This window comes from Cupriavidus sp. TMH.W2, assembly GCF_050847365.1.
Lineage (GTDB): Bacteria > Pseudomonadota > Gammaproteobacteria > Burkholderiales > Burkholderiaceae > Cupriavidus.
Genome location: NZ_CP193793.1, coordinates 882,206 through 899,236 on the forward strand (window position 1 = coordinate 882,206; position 17,031 = coordinate 899,236).

A 17,031-nucleotide genomic window follows, 5' to 3' on the forward strand; every position below is an offset into this window, starting at 1 on the left:
GCGCTGACGGCTGCGCCCCTGGTGGGCTTCAGTCGACGGTGATGTGATTGGCCTGGATCACCTTGCCCCACGCGCCCACGTCGCCGCGCACGGTCTGCGCGAACTGCTCGGCGCTCCTGGCCGGCGCCATGCCCATGTTCAGCTGCAGGAAGCGCTCGCGCATGGGCGCGTCGGCCAGCAGGCGATTCACCTCCGCATTGAGCCGATGCACGATGGCGGGGCTGGTGCCCGCTGGCGCGAACAGGCCATACCAGCTGTCGGTTTCAAACGGGTAGCCCTGCTCGGTCATGGTCGGCACGTCCGGCGTGACCGGCCCGCGGCGCGTGCCGCTGATTGCCAGCGCGCGCAGCTTGCCGGCGCGGATCAGCGGCAGCGACGACGAGGTATCGACAAAGGCCGCCTTGACCACGCCGCCCTGCATGTCGGTCAGGATCTGCGCCACGCCCTTGTACGGCACGTGGCGCAGCTTCATGCCGGTCTGCATCTTGAGGGCTTCCATGGTCAGGTGGCCGCCCGAGCCGATGCCCCAGGAGCCGTAGTCGTACGCATCCGGGTGCTTGAGCATGTAGGCGACAAATTCCTTGAGCGTGCGCGCCGGGAAGTCCGGCGTCACCACCAGGAAATTGCCGCCCGCGCCGATCTGCGCCACCGGCACCAGGTCGCGCAGACCGTCATAGGGCATCTTCGGCTGCAGGGTCTGGTTGATCACCACCGTGGCGGCGTAGGTGAACAGCAGCGTGTAGCCATCGGGGCTGGCTTTGGCCACGGCGTCGTTGCCGATGATGCCGGTGGCACCCGGCTTGTTGTCGACCACGATGGTCTGGCCCAGCGCCTTGCCGAGCGTCTGGGCCAATGTGCGTGCGAACAGGTCGGTGCCGCCGCCGGGCGGAGCCGGCACCACCAGGCGGATCGGCTTGGCGGGCCAGGCATTGCTGGCGTACAGCGGGCCCGCCGCCGCGCCGAGACCGAGTGCGGCAAGCCCGCGCAGCACGTCGCGGCGGCTCGCGTTGCCAGGCAGTTTCGTCGTCACCGGATGGGTTGCTCGTGGCATGGGATCTCCCTGATTAATGCATGCCGAAGTTGTCCGCCGCGTCGTCTTCCAGCGCGTCGGCGGCCGCGCCATACAGGCTGCGCGATACATAGCTGCGGATCTGCGTGGCGCGCTGGCGCAGCCAGGCGGCCTTGAGCTGGCGGGCCTCGCGCACGGTGGGCGTTCCATCCGGCGCCAGCGCCAGCACGTCGATCACGTGCAGCGCCAGCTGCGTGTCGCCGCGCGCGGCCAGGGCCTGGGCGTGGCGGATCAGGGCGGCGTGGTCGGCCACGGCCGCGGCGATCTCGGCGGCGGCCTGCTGCGGCGGGGCCGGATGCAGCGTGGTGGCATTGCGGTCCCACCAGCCATTCTCCGAGCGGTAGATGTCGCGCGCGATGTAGCTTGGGTCGCCATACGTGGGCCGCATCCAGGGCTGGTCGAACAGCTCCGCCGGCGGCTCGAGCGCGGCCAGCACCTGTCGTTCATTGCAGCCGGCGTTCATCAGCCGCACCACCTCGGTGCGCAGCCAGCGCAGGGCCCTGGCGGTCTGGCACAGCACGCGCCGGCATTCCTCCTCGCCTTGCAGCGTGGCGCCGAACTCGCGCACCACGGTGCGCGGCCGCAGCCCGGCCAGGCGTTCCAGCGTGTCGGCCCAGCGCACGGTGTCGCGCATGGTGCGGAAGGGGGTGCCGATGTTCGGGATCGAATCGATGACCGCGGGTCCGCCATACAGCAGGCGCCGGCCCGGCAGCCAGACGGCCACGGCGTCGTCGGTCTCGGACGGCGCCCACAGGACTTCCGCGCGGCGCTCGCCCCGGCCCAGCGTCAGGCCGTCGGCGAAGGTCTCGGTGGGTTCGATATGGACCAGCTTGCCCGCCAGCGCGCCGGCCGGCTGGCGGAACTGGATCTCGGCCATGCGCTCCTGCATGCGCCGGGTCTCGCGGTAGCGCGCCTGCCGCGCCAGCACGTTGACGTGGGCCAGCACCCGCGGCGCGGGCTCGCCGCGCGCGGCGGCGTGGTCCAGCCATTGCTGCAGGCCCGCGTTGTAGCCCATATGCCCGTGGCTGTAGCAGATCGCCAGCACCGGCAGCCCGGTCTGCGTGCGCAGCGCCTCGATCATGCCGCGCGTGACGCGCCCGCCGGGGCCGCTGTCGACCACCAGAAGGCCCTCGCCCACGTCGGCGACAAAGCTTTGTCCTTGTCCGTGCAGCAGCCACACGCCGTCGCCGGCGCTGTCGATCCCCGTGCCGGTGACCAGTGCCGCCGGCCTGTCTTCGATGTCCTGCATGCCTGCCCCCTGCGATCTGGTTCGTCTCCAGCGCCACTGTCACGCAGGAAGGCGCTGCGCAGGGATTGGGGAAAATCCCGCCGGGATGCTGCGTACCGGCCGCAATCCGAGCGCCGGTGCGGCACGGCAGGGGTTCGGGAATTTCAGGTGTAAACCGCTGGTTAGCACCGCACGGACACAGAGAGTTCCCCGCGGGCGCGCCCTGCTGTAGTGGCGCGCTCAGGCCGGGCGGCGCAGGGGGCTGTCGGGCATATTGGACAGATAGTGCACTTCGCGCCGCAGCAGCGTGGCGAACTGCGCGGCCACCGGCGTCATCGGCGAATCGGCGCGGTAGATCAGGCTGACCATGTGACTGGGCAGCTTGTCTTCGATCGGGAGCGGCACCAGCCCGGCGGCGGCGAGCTGGCCCGGTACCAGCTGGCGCGGCAGCATGCACAGCAGGTGGCGATCCTGCAGCAGCGACTGGATCATGCCAAAGGTGTCGCAGCGCACCGCCACGCGCGGCAGCGGCAGGTCGTGTTGGCGGAAGGCGTCGAGGATGGCGGCGCCGGGGCCGTGCATGCGCTGGCCGGTCAGCACCCAGTCCGAGCCGATCAGTTCGCGCAGGCGGCGGGCGTGCCGCAGCGGATGCTCGCGGTGCGCCACGACCACCGAGTCGTTGTAGTAGAGCGGCTCGCAGGTGAACTCGCGCTCGATGCCCTCGTCCGGCACCGGCGTGACGGCCATGTCCATCACCCCCGCGCGCAGGTCGTCCAGCTGGGTCGGGTAGACCCCGCTGTCGATGCACACCAGCACATCGGGATGCTGGGCGCGAAAGCGCGTGAGCACGGCTGGCAGCAGCAGGTGAGCCGGCCCGCCGGTGGCGCCCACGCGCACCACGCCGTTGCGCGCGCCCAGCATCTGGCTCATCTCGTCGCTGGCCTTGCGCGCCTCGGTGGCGATCAGGCGCGCGCGGCGCAGGAAGGCTTCGCCATAGCGCGACAGCACCACGCCGCGGGTGGTGCGCGTCAGCAGCGGCACGTGCAACTCCTCTTCCAGCTGGCGAATGCTTTTGGTGAGTGCCGGTGCCGACACATCTCGTGCGCGCGCGCCGGCGCGGATGCTGCCGTGCTCGGCCACGGCGATGAAGTCCTGGAGTTGGCTCAGACGCATGGATTGCCCCCGTTCAGACGATGCACTGGGCGCACAGCATAGCGGCATTACGGCGGGTCCGGGATAACCCCAGGGTGCTAACCACTGGTTTGCACTGACGCAAAACTGCCATCTGCCGTGATGCGCGGTGCTAACGCATGATCGCGCCACATCGTCGCAAACCGCCGGCCGCGCCGGCATCACCGAGGAGTGGATCGCATGGCGAACCAGCAAGACCTGCCGCTGGCAGGCATACGCGTGGCGGAGTTCGGGCAGTTCATCGCGGCGCCGGGCGCCGCCATGATGCTGGCCGACCTGGGCGCCGATGTAGTCAAAGTCGAGGCCTTGCGCGGCGACAGCTCGCGGCGCTTTGACGGCACCAGCCCGCAGAGCCCGATGTACCTGGCCTACAACCGCGGCAAGCGCGGCATCGCGCTGGACCTGCGCACGCCCGGCGGGCTGGATGCCGCGCGGCGGCTGGCGCTGGCCAGCGACGTGGTGCTGCACAACACCCGCGCGGGCGTGATGGAAGCGCTGGGGCTGGACGCCGCCACGCTGCGCGCGGCGCGTCCTGACCTGATCTACGCCTCCATCAGCGGCTTCGGCACGCGCGGGCCGTCGCGCACGCGCCCCGGCCTGGACATTGCCGCGCAGGCCGAGAGCGGCATGATGTCCGTCACCGGCGAGGCCGGCGGGCAGCCGCTGAAGGCCGGATTTGCGCTGATCGACGCGGCCACCGCGCTGGCGGCCGGCAATGCCATCCTGGCGGCGCTGTTCCGGCGCGAGCGCACCGGCGCCGGCGAGACCATCGAGACCTCGCTGCTGTCGGTGGGCGTGCAGTTGCAGGCCCAGCTGTGGGCCGAGTACCAGTGCTCCGGCGCGCTGCCGGTGCGCAGCGGCAACAGCCAGCCCAAGGCGGCGCCGGCCGCGGATGTGATCGCGGTGGCGGACGGGCATATCGTGCTGTCGGCCTATCTCGATGAACACTGGACGCGCCTGTGCCAGGGCATCGGCCAACCGGCGCTGGCGCAGGACGCGCGCTTTGCCAGCAACGCGCTGCGGGTGCAGAACCGCCCGGCGCTGCTGGCCATCCTGCACGACGCCATGCGCCACCTGAGCGGCGACGCCGCCCGCGCGCTGCTGGAGCGCCACCAGGTGGTGGTGGGCGTGGTGCGTGACTACCATCAGGTCAACGCAAGCCCGGATGTTCGCGCCAACGGCATCCTGCGGCCCGTCGACAATGGCGAAGGCGGCCAGCTGGACCTGCCCGGGCTGCCGTTCACCATGGCCAGCCTGCCGGCAGGCAGCACGCCCGCGGTGCCGCGACTCGGCCAGCATACGGCCGAGGTGCTGGCCCAGCTTGGCTACAGCGAAGCAGAGATCGACGCCATGGCCCGCGCCGGCGCGATCGGCGTCGAGTCCATCGAGCAAGACCACCAGCAGGAGCCGGCATGAACGCGCCCCAGTCCCCCGTGCTCCTGCAGCGCCATGCCGGCTGGGCCGAGCTGGTGCTGAACCGCCCGGCCCGCCGCAATGCCGTTGACATGTCGCTGGCACGCGCGCTGGGCGACGCCATCGAGACCCTGGCCGCCGACGACAGCGTGCGCGCCGTGCTGCTGCGCGGCGCCGACGGCGCCTTCTGTTCCGGCCTGGACTTGCAGGCGCTGCAGGCGGAGCCGGGCGGTCTGGCCGCGTTTGCGCCGGTCTGGGAGCGCGTCCACCTGGGCCTGCTGCATAGCCGCAAGGCATGGATCGTGGCGCTGGAGCGCCATGCCATCAACGGCGGCGCGGCGCTGGCACTGGCTGGCGACCTGCTGGTATGCGGCGCCGGCGCCTTCCTGCAGATCGGCGAGATCCGCCTGGGCATGGCCGCGCCGCGCAATGCCGACTGGCTGGCGCTGCGCCATGCCGAAGCCGTGGCCGCGCGCCTGTCCCTGCTTGGCGACCGTGTGCCCGCGCCGGAGTTGCTGCGGCTGGGCATTGCCACCGAACTGGTCGAAGACGCCGAGGTGCTGGACCGCGCGCGCGGCCTGGCTGCCACCATCGGCGGCTTTCCGGCCGAAGGCGTGGCCGCGATCAAGGGCGGTATGCGTGCCGCAACAATGCGCACGGCATCCGGTGCACGCGACAAGAACTCCTGAGGACAGAAATCTCATGACAGATTCCATCCCCACCGACGACGACGGGTCGCTGCAGGATTTCCGCCGCGAGGTGCGCAAGTTCGTCGCCAGATCTCTGCCCCATGCCGTGCGCGAGAAGGTCCGTCTCGGGCTGGAAGTCAGCAAGCAGGAGCTGGTCGACTGGCAGCACCGGCTGGCCGAACGCGGCTGGCTGGTGCCGCACTGGCCGCCTGAGTGGCAGGGCTGCAACTGGAGCGCCGAGCGCCGCGCCGCATTCCAGGAAGAGCTGGTGCTGGCGCATGCGCCCGAGAGCGGCGGCATCACCTTCGAGATGATCGGCCCGATCCTGATCCGCTATGGCACGCCGGCGCAGAAACAATATTTCCTGCCGCGCATCCTGAGCCAGGAGCACTGGTGGTGCCAGGGCTATTCCGAGCCCAACTCCGGCTCGGACCTGGCCTCGCTGAAGACGCGCGCGGTGCGCAAGACGCGGCCCGACGGCACCGAGGTCTACGTGGTCAGCGGCAGCAAGATCTGGACGTCCTACGCGCAGTACGCCGACTGGATCTTCTGTCTGGTGCGCACCGATACCGGCGAGCGCGCGCAGCAGGGCATCAGCTTCCTCCTGATCGACATGCGAAGCCCCGGCGTGAGCGTGCGGCCGCTGGTGGGCATCCATGGCTGGCATCTGTTCAACCAGGTGTTCTTCGACGAAGTGGAAGTGCCGGTGGAAAACCGCGTCGGCGAAGAGAACGCGGGCTGGACCATCGCCAAGTCCCTGCTCGAGCATGAGCGGCTGAACCTGGCGCGCGTGGCCGAGAACCGCCGCCGCCTGGCCAAGGTGCGCGCCATCGGGGAAGAACTGGAAGAGGGCGGCCAGCCGCTGTCGCAGCGCCCGTGGTTTGCGCGCCGGTTGCGCGCGCTGGAGGTGCGGCTCGAGGCGCTGGCTGCAACCGTGCTGCGTTTTCGCAAGCGTGCGCGCGCAGGGGAAACGCTGGGGCCGGAGACCGGCATGCTCAAGCTGCTGGGCAGCCGGCTGATCCAGGACATCGAGAACCTGGCGGTCGATGCGCTGGGGCCGGACACGCTGGCCTATGACCGCGCCGCGCACTTCGAGCCCGCCGTGCCGCAACCGGGCCAGTCGGCATACGCCGCGGCGGCATCGGCGCGCCGCTTCGTCACCCGCGGCTACACCATCGCCGGCGGCTCCAGCGAAATCCAGCACGAGTTGCTGGCCAAGCAGGTGCTGGGCCTTTAGTGCCGGCAACCGTGCCCGCAACCCAGGACAAGGAACGGAACACATGAGCGATTCAAGGGACGATCGCCGCATGCTGCAGGAAAGCGTGCGGCGCTATGTCGAGCGCGGCTACGGCTTTGAACAGCGCCGCGCGGCGCTGGCCGAGCCCGATGGCTTTTCGCGCAAGCACTGGCAGGCGTTTGCCGAAATGGGCTGGCTGGCCGTGGGCCTGCCCGAGGCCTGTGGCGGCCTTGGCGATCCCTCGGACCAGGCCCTGCTGGCCGAGGAACTGGGCCGTGCCCAGCCCGCCGAGCCCTGGCTGGCGAATGCCGCGCTGTGCGCGCCGCTGCTGGCAGCCTGCGGCGAGCCCGCCCAGGCCGCCACCGCAGCGGCGATGGCCGAGGGTGGCGCCCTGCTGGCGCTGGCCGCATGGGAAACGCAGGGGCGCTATGACGCCTTCGATATCAGCACGACCGCGCAACAACATGAGGCGGGGCAATGGATGCTGGATGGCCGCAAGACCCTGGTGCTGGGCGGCGGCAGTGCCGGCGTGCTGCTCGTGCTGGCGCGCACCAGCGGCCAGCGCCGCGACCGCAACGGCCTGACGCTGTTCGCGGTCCCGGCCGGCACGCGCGGCGTCAGCGTCGATGCGCTGCCGACCTACGACGGCCGCCAGACTGCCAGCGTCACGCTGCGCCGCGCCACCGTGCCGGACAGCGCGCGTATCGGCCCGGTGGATGGTGCGTGGCCACTGGTCGAAGCCGCCATCGACCAGGCCACGGTGATGGCCTGCGCCGAAGCCGTGGGCACCATGTCGCGCGCGTTCGACCTGACGCGCGACTACCTGGTGACGCGCGAGCAGTTTGGCCGGCCGCTGACGGCCAGCCAGGTGATCCGGCACCGGCTGGTGGATCTCTACGTCAGCGTCGAGCAGGCGCGCGCCATCACCGAGCTGGCTGCCCAGGCCCTGCCTGGCGATCCGGTGGCGCGCATGCGCGCGGTGTCGCATGCCAAGGCCTTTGTCTCGGACGCCGGGCGCGCGCTCGGCGAAGACGTGGTGCAGCTGCACGGTGCCGTGGGCATGACCGAAGAGATGGAAATCGGGCACTGCTACAAGCGCCTGGCCGCCCATGCCAACCTGTTCGGCGATGCCGACTGGCACTACGAACGGCTGGCGGCACTCGATCACGCGGCGCAGGCGCAAGCCTGAGCCGGTTCAGCCAGGGCGCCCGGGCCGCTGCCCGGCGCGCCCGCCCATGACAGGCCGGCAACGTACCGGCATGCGCGGCCAATGCGCCGCAACGGAGACAGCAATATGAGCAGCCAGCACACTGGCGCCCGCAGGGCCTGTATCACGCGCGCAGCCGCCCTGGCCGCGGCGCTGGCCCTGGCGGGCGCGGCAAGCGCGCACGCCGAATCGCCGTACCCCAACCGGGCTATCCGCATGGTGCTGCCCTCGGGCGCGGGCACCGTGACCGACCAGACCGCACGGCTGGTGGCCGAGCGCCTGACCGCGGCGCTCAAGCAGCCGGTGGTGGTCGACAACCGCCCCGGCGCCAACGGCATCATCGCCAATGAGACCGTGGCGCGCGCCGCGCCCGACGGCTACACGCTGCTGTTCACCTACGCCGCGACGATGACGGTGAACCCGTGGACCACGCCGTCGCTGCAGTACGACCCGCTCAAGGATTTCACGCCCATTGCGCGCCCCAGCGAACCCATCGGCAACCTGCTGGCAGTCAGTGCCAGCGTGCCGGTGCACAGCCTGCAGGAGCTGATCGCGTATGCCAAGACCAGCAAGACCGAGCTGGCCTACTGCTCGTGGGGCGTGGGTTCCGGCGGCCACCTGGCCATGGAATACCTGAAGGCCAAGGCCGGCATCCAGCTACGCCACATCCCCTACAAGACCGCCACCCAGTGCAGCAACGACCTGGCCGCGGGCCACGTCACCATCGGCATCACCGACGCGATCTCGTCGATCCCGCACCTGATGTCCGGCCGCATCCGCGGCATAGCGGTTTCCGGGCCGGAGCGGCTGCTGACGGCCCCGGACGTGCCGACCATGTCGCAGCAGGGCGTGCCCTTCCGGCAAGCCAGCTGGGTCGCGATCTTCGGCCCCAGGGGCATGCCCGCGCCGATCGTCAACCGGCTGAATGCCGAGGTGAACCGTATCCTGCAGACGCCGGCAGACCGCGAGAAATTTACCGCGATGAACCTGCAGCCGGCCGCGCCGTCGAGCCCGGCTGACCTGGGCAAGCTGGTCAGCGCCGACCTGGCCGCGTGGGGCGAGGTGGTGAAGGTGGCGGGGCTACAGGCGAAGTAGGGCTGGTCAGCGTGAGGTCGCGGCATGAGATCAGAAAAACATGGCGCCGCGCGGATGGCCATCCGCCCGGCGCCTGCGTGCCGCAGCCTTATTTCAACTGCTGCGCAAACTCATCCAATTGCGTAATGCAGGTCCCCCAGCCTTCATGGAACCCCAGCTCCTCATGCTGCTTGCGCGTAGCCTCATCCGGATGCATCACGCGCGCAATGTAGCGGGTACCGTCCCCCTCGTCAGCCATGGTGATGACCGCGGTCATCGACAGCCACGGCTTGGCAGGCCGATATCCGGCCACCAGGGCCGAAGTGGAGACGATCTTCTCCATCGGCACGATCTCGAGGAAGCATCCCGGGTTGTCGCTGGTGCCGCCGTCCGGGCCTTTCATGAGGGTATGGAAGGCGCCGCCCGGGCGCATGTCGAAGGCCAGGACCTCGGTGGTCCAGGGTTTGGGGCACCACCATTCCTTGAGCAGCCTGGGGTCGCTCCATGCGCGCCAGACCTTGGCGCGCGGGGCCTTGAGCAGGCGCGAGATGACCAGGTCCTGGTTTTCAGGGCTGGCGGCGTTTTCATTCGGCATCTGACTGTTCCTCCTGGTGTAGGGCTTCGACAAAGGCGGCGAGGCGGTCGGTACGGGCCTCCCACATGGCGCGCTGATCGGCCAGCCATTGCTGCGCGTCTGACAGCGGTTGCGGTACCAGTTCGCAAGTGCGCACGCGCCCCGTCTTGCGCGAGCGGATCAGGCCGCTGCGCTCCAGCACCTGCAGGTGCTTCATGAACGAGGGCAGTGCCATCGTGAACGGTGCCGCCAGCGCCGAGACCGTTTCCGGCCCGCGGCCGAGCACGCTGACGATGGCGCGGCGGGTCGGGTCCGCCAGCGCGTAGAACACGTCGGAAAGCGGGGAAATATCGACAGCCTGGGACACGTCTGCAAACTCGGCAAAATGGTTAGCCATATGGCTAAGTATATGGAAATGGCGGAGAACCGCAAGGCCAGAATGCAAGGCGCCCCGGGATCAGCCGGGGCGCCTTGCATGGAGGGGAGCGGGGTGGGGGCTATTGCTGCCGCACGTATTCCGCCAACGCCTTGACTTCGTCCGGCTTCAGTCCGGCAAAGGGAGGCATCGGCACCGATCCCCACTTGCCGGTGCTGCCGCCCCGAATGCTGGCTTCCAGCTTGGCCTGCGCCTGCGCGTCGTCCTTATAGCGGGTGGCGACTTCGTGATAGGCCGGGCCCACCACCTTCTGCGTCACGCTATGGCAGCTCAGGCAGGCGTTCTTGGCCAGCAGGCCTTGTACATCCACGCTGCCAGTCGCGGCAGGGGCAGGAGCCGCTGCCGCAGGCTGGCCCGCCTTCTGCGCGATCGCCACGATCTCCGGATCAGTGATCTTCGCGGAACCGTAGGCCACCGCCAGGTAGGCGCCCAGCTGCTCGACCTCGGCATCGTCGATCGGCGCACCATAGGCGCTCTTCATCTTCTTCATCTCGGCGGTCCACTGCGTCAGGGTCAGGCCGGGCGGCTGGTAGGCGACGTAGTCGGCGGAATGGCAGATCGCGCATTTCTGCATGGCGATGCCGTAGCCGGGCAGCTTCGCGGGTTTGAGCTTGACGGTTTCCGGCGGCAGCTTGATGTCTTGCGGCGCTGCAGATGCGCTACCCGCGCCCAGCAAGGCCAGCGCGAGCAGCATGGAGGGAATGGATCGATGCATGGCGCGCTCCTCAGGCAATGGTGACCGGCGTGGATTCAATGACGTTGCGGCGATAGCCGGCCGGGTTCCAGTTGGCCTTGGCGGGCTGCACCTCGCCCTGGTTGCTGGTGGCGCGCACCATCAGCACCGCCGGGCCCTTGCGCGCGAACTTCACCGGCAGTTGCCAGGGGCGGAACGAGAAGCGGCCCAGGTCCTGCCCGAGCGTGGCAGCTTGCCAGTTCTGCCCGCCGTCCACCGAGACCTCGACGCCGCGGATGCCGGAGCCGCCATCGAAGGCAATGCCCTTGAGCTCCACCGTGCGTCCGGCGGGCAGCACGCCGCCCGTGCCCACGCTGGTGATAAAGCTGCGAACCGCCAGCGTCGAGATCGGCCGCGTCTTGGCCGCCGGCGTGCCGGGCGCCACGCACTGGCAGTCGTTGTCCGGCACGCGGTAGCCGGAGGTCATGAAGAAGGCATCATGGCCTTCGAAGGGGTGGTCCAGCACCTCGATCTCGAACACATGCTTGACCCAGTAGGTGCCGAAGTAGCCCGGCACCACCAGCTTGAGCGGGTAGCCGTTGAGCAGGGGCAGGTCTTCGCCGTTCATGCCCCAGGCCAGCATCGGCTCGCCGTTCATCGCATGGGCGATATCCAGCGACTTGCGGAAGTCCGGCGTGCTCGGCAAGACCGGCGTATCGAGCCCGTTGAACGTGACCACCTTGGCCCCGGCCTTGACGCCCGCCTGCTCCAGCACCTTGCGCAGCGGCACGCCGGTCCAGCGCGCATTGCCCATGGCACCGTTGGCCAGTTGCGCGCCGAACACGCGCGGTTCGGAGAAGCCGCGGCTGTTGCCTGAACACTGGTTCACGGCGACGATCTCCACCGGGTCGGCCAGTTGCTTCAGTTCATCGAGCGACAGCTTCAGCGGCTTGTCGACATGGCCGCCGACCGACAGTCGGAACGTGGCAAGGTCCACCGACAGCGGAATGTTGGCCAGGTGGTAGCGCACGAAGAAGGCATCGTTGGCGGTGATCGGCCCCTCATTGAACGCGGAGAAGGGCGTTTCAAGGTGGGGCGGCCGGGTGCTGACGCGCACCAGCGGGCGCTTGCCCGGATAGCGCACCAGCGGGCGGGGGCCGTCGGCCAGCGTGACGCCGTCGCTGACGCGCGCGGCCTGGGCGGCCAGTACGCCGAGCGGCGAGGCGCTGAGCGCGAGCAGGCCCGCGCCCTGGACGAGGCGGCGCCGGGCCGGGTGTGGCTGGACCTGGTTGGCAGATTCCGCCGGACTGTTCTTGTCTCGCATGGGGCGTCTCCTTCTGGAGTGTTGTGTGGCGCAAGGCGCTATGGGGCGTACTTTGAGGCTCCTGCGTCAACTTGTGAAACGTGTTTTGCCGCTAGTACTTATCGATTCAATCAATATAGGGGAAGACCACGGGCGGCGCGCCGAGAAATCGCTTGCATCAGGAATATCGTTTCCCTACACTTACAAAAACGTTTTTGTTAGCGGAAATCGATAACATCTGCGGCGAATTGCGCACAGACGCAGCAAGTGGTTTTCACGCCACCAGCACAACGCCCATACACCAAACGAGGAGCAAAGCATGTCCCACCCCGCCCCCGCGCCGGTGGATGAACGGCTGCCATGGCGGCGCCTGTTTGTCTTCGGGCTTCAACACGTACTGGTCATGGCCGCGTCGCCGATCGCGTCGGTCTTCCTGATGAGCAAGGCGCTGAACTTCCCGCCCGCGCTGGCGGTGCAGCTGCTCAGCGCCACCTTTGTGGTCTGCGGCCTCGGCACGCTGCTGCAGTCGCTGGGCAAGCGCGGCCTTGGTGCCCGGCTGCCGTTCGTGATGCTGCCGGGCGGCGCGCCGATCGTGCTGTTTATCCTGATCGCACAGCAGACCGATGTGCAGACCGCGGCCGGCGCGGTGATCCTGACTGGTGTCTTCTACTTCTGCGTGCTGCCGGTGTTCCGGCGCTGCCTGCGCTATTTCCCGCCGGTAGTGGTGGGGACGATGCTGTTGCTGGTGGCGATCAACCTGGCGCAGGTCTCGGGCAAGCTGGTTGCCGGCCATCCCGCCGCGGGCAGCACCGTGGAACCGCTCAACCTGCTGCTGGCATTTGCCACCATTGCCTGCACGGTGGCGGCATCGCGCCTGCTGTCGGGCATGCTGGCGCAGCTGGCGATCCTGCTCGGGCTGCTGGGCGGTGCACTGGTGGCGGGGCTGGCCGGCGCGTTCCAGCCTGGTCTTGTGTCGATGTCGCCGGTGCTGGCGCTGCCCACGCCGTTCCCGTTCGGCTGGCCGCATTTCGATGTGGTGGCCGCGATCCCACTGATGGTGTTTGCCGTGATCTCGATGGTGGAGGCCACCGGCCAGACGCTGGCGATCAGCGATGCCGTGGGCCGGCCGGTGGACCAGCAGCGCGACGTGCCGCGCACTATCCGCGCCGATGCGCTGGCATCGTTGCTGGGCGGGATGTTCGGCACCTCGCTGATCATCACCAGCGGCGAGAACATCGGCATCGTGCGTGCCACCGGCGTGCGTTCGCGCTTTGTCACGGCGATGTCGGGCGCGATCCTGGTGGTGTTCGGGCTGCTGGTGCCGGTGTCGTCGCTGATCAGCGCGATCCCCGAGGCGGTGGTCGGCGGCACCGGGCTGGTGGTGTTCTGCATCGTCGGCACCATGGGCATCGACATGCTGCGCAAGGTGGACCTGCGCGACCACGCCAATATGTATGTGGTGGCCGTGGCGCTGGCCGTTGGCCTGCTGCCGATCCTGGTGCCCGGCATCTACGGCGGCCTGCCCGGCAACCTGCGCATCCTGGTGGGCAATGGCGTGGCCATGGGCGCCATCACCGCGGCGCTGCTCAACTTCCTGTTTTTCCATACCGGTCTGCGGGCCGCGGCAGCGAGGCCCGTAGGCCGCGACGATGCCGCCGCCACGCATTGACCCTGCTTTCTGAATCGCAATGACTGAACGTTATGCATCGACGCCGGCCTGGCCCGGCGACCTGAACCCGGCGATACGGCCGGACAGCTTTGAACGCCCGCGCATCCTGCTGCCGGAATGGACCCTGCTGCGCCAGGGCGCGGTACGCGGGCACGCGGTGGTGGTGGAGGACGGCCGCTTTACGGCCGTCGGCACGGCCGGGGAAGTCGCCGCGCGCTTCCCGGACCTGGAAACCCTGCCGCTGCCGCGCATGCTGCTGATGCCGGGCATGATCGACACGCACCATCACCTGACGCAGTCGTTCGGCAAGTCGCTGGTGTTCGGCGAGCCGTCGGAGATCTTCCGGCGCGTGTGGGTGCCGCTGGAAGGCAGCCTGAAGGCGGAGCACCTGTACCTGTCGTCCAAGCTGGCGGCGCTGGAAGCGCTGCGCGGTGGCTTTACCACCGTGGTCGATGCCGGCACGCGCAGCGATGCCGGGCTGGATGCGGTCGCGCGCGCGGTCACCGATGCCGGCGTGCGCTGCGTGCTGGGCCTGATCTGCAACGACAAGCCCGGCACCGATACGCTCGACGCGGCGCCGATCCTGCGCCGCGCCGCCGCGCACCTGGGCAAGTACGCCAGCGATCCGCTGGTGGCCCCGTCGCTGGCGATCTCGATCCCCGAGGTGGCCTCTGACGCGATGCTGCACCACGTCTACCAGCTGTGCGCCGAGTCCGGCCGCATCTTCCAGACGCATGCCAACGAGCACCTGGTGGCGGTGGAGCGTTCGCTCAATGCGTGCGGGCGCCGCCCGATCGAACATCTCGCCGCAGTCGGCGCACTGGGCCCGGCGGCGCTGCTGGCGCATGCCACGCTGGTGACGCCGCAGGAGATCCGCCTGCTGGCCGACACCGGCACGGCAGTGGCCTACAACCCGGTGGCCAGCGCCTGGAAGGGCAACGCCGTGGCGCCGGCAGAGGCCATGGCCACCTTCGGCGTGCGCCTGGGCCTGGGCACGGACGGCACCCGCAGCGACGGCTTCCGCCTGCTGGACTATGCCGAGGCCGCGCAGCGCTTTGCCTTCGGCATCGGCGTGGGCGATTCCTCCTGCGGCGCGGGCTGGCGCTGGGTCGACATGGCCACGCACGACGCGGCCGATGTGGCGGGCCTGGGCGCGCTCACCGGCGAAATCGCCGCCGGCAAGCGCGCCGATTTCCTGCTGGTCGACCTGGACGTGCCGGAACTGACGCCGTCCTGGGACCTGACCTGGGAGCTGGTGCGCCTGGCCAATCGCGACCAGATCCGCGCGGTCTTTGTCGATGGCAGCCTGCGCCTGTGGCAGGGCTGGCCCACGGACTGGGACGCCCGCGCGCTGATGCGGTCCATTCACGCCATGGCCGAGGACACCGTCGCCAACGCCCCGATCCGCAAGCTGCACGACGCCGCGGATGTGCACCGCGTGCGCCAGGCCCGTCATGTCGACAGGGAGGCATCCTGACCATGGACATGACGTTGTTCAGCGTCGGCGTGGCGGTCTTTACCGGCGCGCTGATCCAGGGTGCGACCGGCATGGGCTTCGCGCTGATCGTGGTGCCGGTGCTGGCGCTGGCCGCGCCGGCGATGCTGCCCGGTGCGCTGCTGCTGGCGATGCTGCCGCTCAACGCCTATGTGGCCTGGCGCGAACGCCATGCCATCGATCTGCGCGGGGCCGGCTGGATCAGTGCCGGGCGGCTGGCCGGCACCTTTGGCGGGCTGTGGGTGCTGGTGGCGATGCCGATGGCGTGGCTCAACGCGCTGGTCGGCGGCAGCACGATCGCCGCGGCGGTGGTGTCATTGCTGGCGCCGGCCTTTACGCCGGGGCGGCTGGCCTTTGCCTCCACCGGCCTGATCACCGGCGTGACCGAGACCGCCACGGGCGTGGGCGGTCCGCCGCTGGCGCTGGCTTACCAGCATGCGCCCGTGGCCACGCTGCGCGCCACCGTGGCGCTGTGCTTCCTGGTCGGTGAAACGATCTCGCTGGCGGTGCTGGCGCTGAGCAACCGGCTTGGCATGGAGCAGGTGCTCTATGCGATCGGGCTGCTGCCGGTGCTGATCGTCGGCATGGTGGCCAGCCACCTCGTGCACAAGCGCATCAACCAGCGCATGTTGCGCATCGGCGTGCTGGTGTTCGCGCTGGTCTCCGGTGCGGTAGTGCTGCTGCGCGGCTAGGCGTCTGGCGTGGACGATGCCCGCACCACCAGTTCCGGCGCGGGGCCGGTGATCACGTTGCGGCTGCGGTCGCCGGACAGGTGCGCGAACAGCAGCTCCACCGCCAGCGACGCCACGCGCTCCAGGTGCAGGTTGACGGCGGTGACCGGCGGCTGCGCGCTGCGGGCGCGGATGCCGTCGTAGCGGGTCACCACCAGCACATCGTCGGGCACGCGCTTGCCCAATCCTTGCAGGTGGGCCATGGCGCCCACCGCAAATGCATCCACCGGCGCGCACAGCGCATCGAGCGCCGGCATCTGCGCCAGCAATTGGGCGCAGGCTTCGGCGCCGGCGGCTTCGCCGTGTTCCTCGGCCGCCTTGACGATATGGCAGGGCAGGCCCATCGCCTGCGTGAACTCGCGGTAAGCGCGTTCAGTCTCCACATACGACTGCCGCGGCGCGGCGCCGATCATCAGGCCGATCTGCCGGCGTCCGTGCCCGTGCAGATGTTCCAGCAGCAGCTGCCCGGTCAGGGCCGATTGCAGGTCCACACATGGCACCGGTGTGTCGGTCAGCGGCTCGCGTCCGATCGACACGATGCTGACGCCGCGCTCGCGCAGCCGCGCGATATGCGGATCGCCCGCGATCGGCTCGATCACGACCGCGCCGTCGATATCCAGGGTATCGAGCAGTCCCCCGGCGCCTTCCAGCGGCGGCACCAGCACCACGCCCAGGCCGCGCCCCATGGCTGCTTCGGCGGCAATCGCCGCCACCTCCATCATGAACCCGAGCCGCGACGTGCCGCCCGCCACCGCGAACGGCATCGACGACAGCAGCGCGATGCAGTTAGCGCGGCCCGACTGCAGCCGCTGCGCGCGCACGCTGGGCCGGTAGCCCAGTTCGGCGGCAACGCGCTTGACGCGTGCGCGGGTGGCCGGATCCAGCACGCCGCGGTCGTTCAGCGCGTGCGACACCGTGGTCAGCGACACGCCTGCGGCGCGGGCGACGTCGTGGATGGTGATGCGGCGAGGGCGGTCTGGCGTGGATGCGGTCATGCGGGACGTGGGCGATGGTTCAGGGCGGAGCATACAACAGCGGCCGC

16 protein-coding genes are annotated in these 17,031 nt (G+C 69.6%); 8 read left to right on the forward strand and 8 right to left on the reverse strand.

What is annotated here, in order from left to right; translation table 11 throughout:
- Window positions 1-28: 28 nt before the first annotated feature.
- The 3 genes from ACREYQ_RS21585 to ACREYQ_RS21595 form a co-directional block, all read right to left on the reverse strand.
- Complete coding sequence (locus ACREYQ_RS21585) at window positions 29-1,051, reverse strand: Bug family tripartite tricarboxylate transporter substrate binding protein (RefSeq protein WP_432262204.1); 1,023 nt, start codon at window positions 1,049-1,051, stop codon at window positions 29-31.
- A 13-nt stretch (window positions 1,052-1,064) separates the two neighbouring features.
- Window positions 1,065-2,318: an alkyl sulfatase dimerization domain-containing protein gene (locus ACREYQ_RS21590; RefSeq protein WP_432262205.1), complete on the reverse strand. Its 1,254-nt coding sequence runs from the start codon at window positions 2,316-2,318 to the stop codon at window positions 1,065-1,067.
- 219 nt (window positions 2,319-2,537) lie between these two features.
- On the reverse strand, window positions 2,538-3,470 hold the full coding sequence (locus ACREYQ_RS21595) for a LysR family transcriptional regulator (protein ID WP_432262206.1): 933 nt from the start codon (window positions 3,468-3,470) through the stop codon (window positions 2,538-2,540).
- A gap of 198 nt (window positions 3,471-3,668) precedes the next feature.
- Between ACREYQ_RS21595 and ACREYQ_RS21600 the strand changes: the two genes are divergently transcribed.
- The 5 genes from ACREYQ_RS21600 to ACREYQ_RS21620 all read left to right on the forward strand — a co-directional run bounded on the left by ACREYQ_RS21600 (window position 3,669) and on the right by ACREYQ_RS21620 (window position 9,129).
- Window positions 3,669-4,904, forward strand: coding sequence for a CaiB/BaiF CoA transferase family protein (locus tag ACREYQ_RS21600; RefSeq protein WP_432262207.1), 1,236 nt, complete (start codon window positions 3,669-3,671; stop codon window positions 4,902-4,904).
- Window positions 4,901-5,590, forward strand: coding sequence for an enoyl-CoA hydratase/isomerase family protein (locus ACREYQ_RS21605; RefSeq protein ID WP_432262208.1), 690 nt, complete (start codon window positions 4,901-4,903; stop codon window positions 5,588-5,590). Before ACREYQ_RS21600 ends, ACREYQ_RS21605 begins: the two co-directional genes overlap by 4 nt.
- Before the next feature lie 13 nt (window positions 5,591-5,603).
- Complete coding sequence (locus ACREYQ_RS21610) at window positions 5,604-6,827, forward strand: acyl-CoA dehydrogenase family protein (protein ID WP_432262209.1); 1,224 nt, start codon at window positions 5,604-5,606, stop codon at window positions 6,825-6,827.
- Between the two features lie 43 nt (window positions 6,828-6,870).
- Window positions 6,871-8,016, forward strand: a complete 1,146-nt coding sequence (locus ACREYQ_RS21615; RefSeq protein ID WP_432262210.1) for an acyl-CoA dehydrogenase family protein — start codon at window positions 6,871-6,873, stop codon at window positions 8,014-8,016.
- A gap of 105 nt (window positions 8,017-8,121) precedes the next feature.
- Window positions 8,122-9,129 carry a Bug family tripartite tricarboxylate transporter substrate binding protein gene (locus ACREYQ_RS21620; protein WP_432262211.1) on the forward strand — a complete coding sequence of 336 codons (1,008 nt, stop codon included), beginning with the start codon at window positions 8,122-8,124 and terminating at the stop codon, window positions 9,127-9,129.
- A gap of 88 nt (window positions 9,130-9,217) precedes the next feature.
- On the opposite strand, the gene ACREYQ_RS21625 is transcribed toward ACREYQ_RS21620, so the two are convergent.
- The 4 genes from ACREYQ_RS21625 to ACREYQ_RS21640 form a co-directional block, all read right to left on the reverse strand.
- Window positions 9,218-9,703, reverse strand: coding sequence for an SRPBCC family protein (locus tag ACREYQ_RS21625; protein ID WP_432262212.1), 486 nt, complete (start codon window positions 9,701-9,703; stop codon window positions 9,218-9,220).
- Window positions 9,693-10,079 (reverse strand): ArsR/SmtB family transcription factor, encoded by a 387-nt coding sequence (locus ACREYQ_RS21630; protein WP_432262213.1) that lies wholly within the window; start codon window positions 10,077-10,079, stop codon window positions 9,693-9,695. The genes ACREYQ_RS21625 and ACREYQ_RS21630 overlap by 11 nt, the downstream gene beginning before the upstream one ends.
- Before the next feature lie 100 nt (window positions 10,080-10,179).
- On the reverse strand, window positions 10,180-10,833 hold the full coding sequence (locus ACREYQ_RS21635) for a c-type cytochrome (RefSeq protein WP_432262214.1): 654 nt from the start codon (window positions 10,831-10,833) through the stop codon (window positions 10,180-10,182).
- A 10-nt stretch (window positions 10,834-10,843) separates the two neighbouring features.
- On the reverse strand, window positions 10,844-12,115 hold the full coding sequence (locus tag ACREYQ_RS21640) for a molybdopterin-dependent oxidoreductase (RefSeq protein WP_432262215.1): 1,272 nt from the start codon (window positions 12,113-12,115) through the stop codon (window positions 10,844-10,846).
- 298 nt (window positions 12,116-12,413) lie between these two features.
- Here ACREYQ_RS21640 and ACREYQ_RS21645 point away from each other — a divergent pair, with 298 nt between their 5' ends.
- The 3 genes from ACREYQ_RS21645 to ACREYQ_RS21655 are packed head-to-tail and all read left to right on the forward strand — an operon-like array spanning window position 12,414 to window position 15,950.
- A complete protein-coding gene (locus ACREYQ_RS21645; protein ID WP_432262216.1) occupies window positions 12,414-13,763 on the forward strand; it encodes a uracil-xanthine permease family protein in 1,350 nt (449 codons plus the stop codon).
- A 19-nt stretch (window positions 13,764-13,782) separates the two neighbouring features.
- Window positions 13,783-15,240: an amidohydrolase family protein gene (locus ACREYQ_RS21650; protein WP_432262217.1), complete on the forward strand. Its 1,458-nt coding sequence runs from the start codon at window positions 13,783-13,785 to the stop codon at window positions 15,238-15,240.
- Between the two features lie 2 nt (window positions 15,241-15,242).
- Window positions 15,243-15,950: a sulfite exporter TauE/SafE family protein gene (locus ACREYQ_RS21655; protein WP_432262218.1), complete on the forward strand. Its 708-nt coding sequence runs from the start codon at window positions 15,243-15,245 to the stop codon at window positions 15,948-15,950.
- Here ACREYQ_RS21655 and ACREYQ_RS21660 read toward each other — a convergent pair.
- Window positions 15,947-16,984, reverse strand: a complete 1,038-nt coding sequence (locus ACREYQ_RS21660; RefSeq protein WP_432262219.1) for a LacI family DNA-binding transcriptional regulator — start codon at window positions 16,982-16,984, stop codon at window positions 15,947-15,949. The genes ACREYQ_RS21655 and ACREYQ_RS21660 overlap by 4 nt on opposite strands.
- Window positions 16,985-17,031 lie beyond the last annotated feature (47 nt).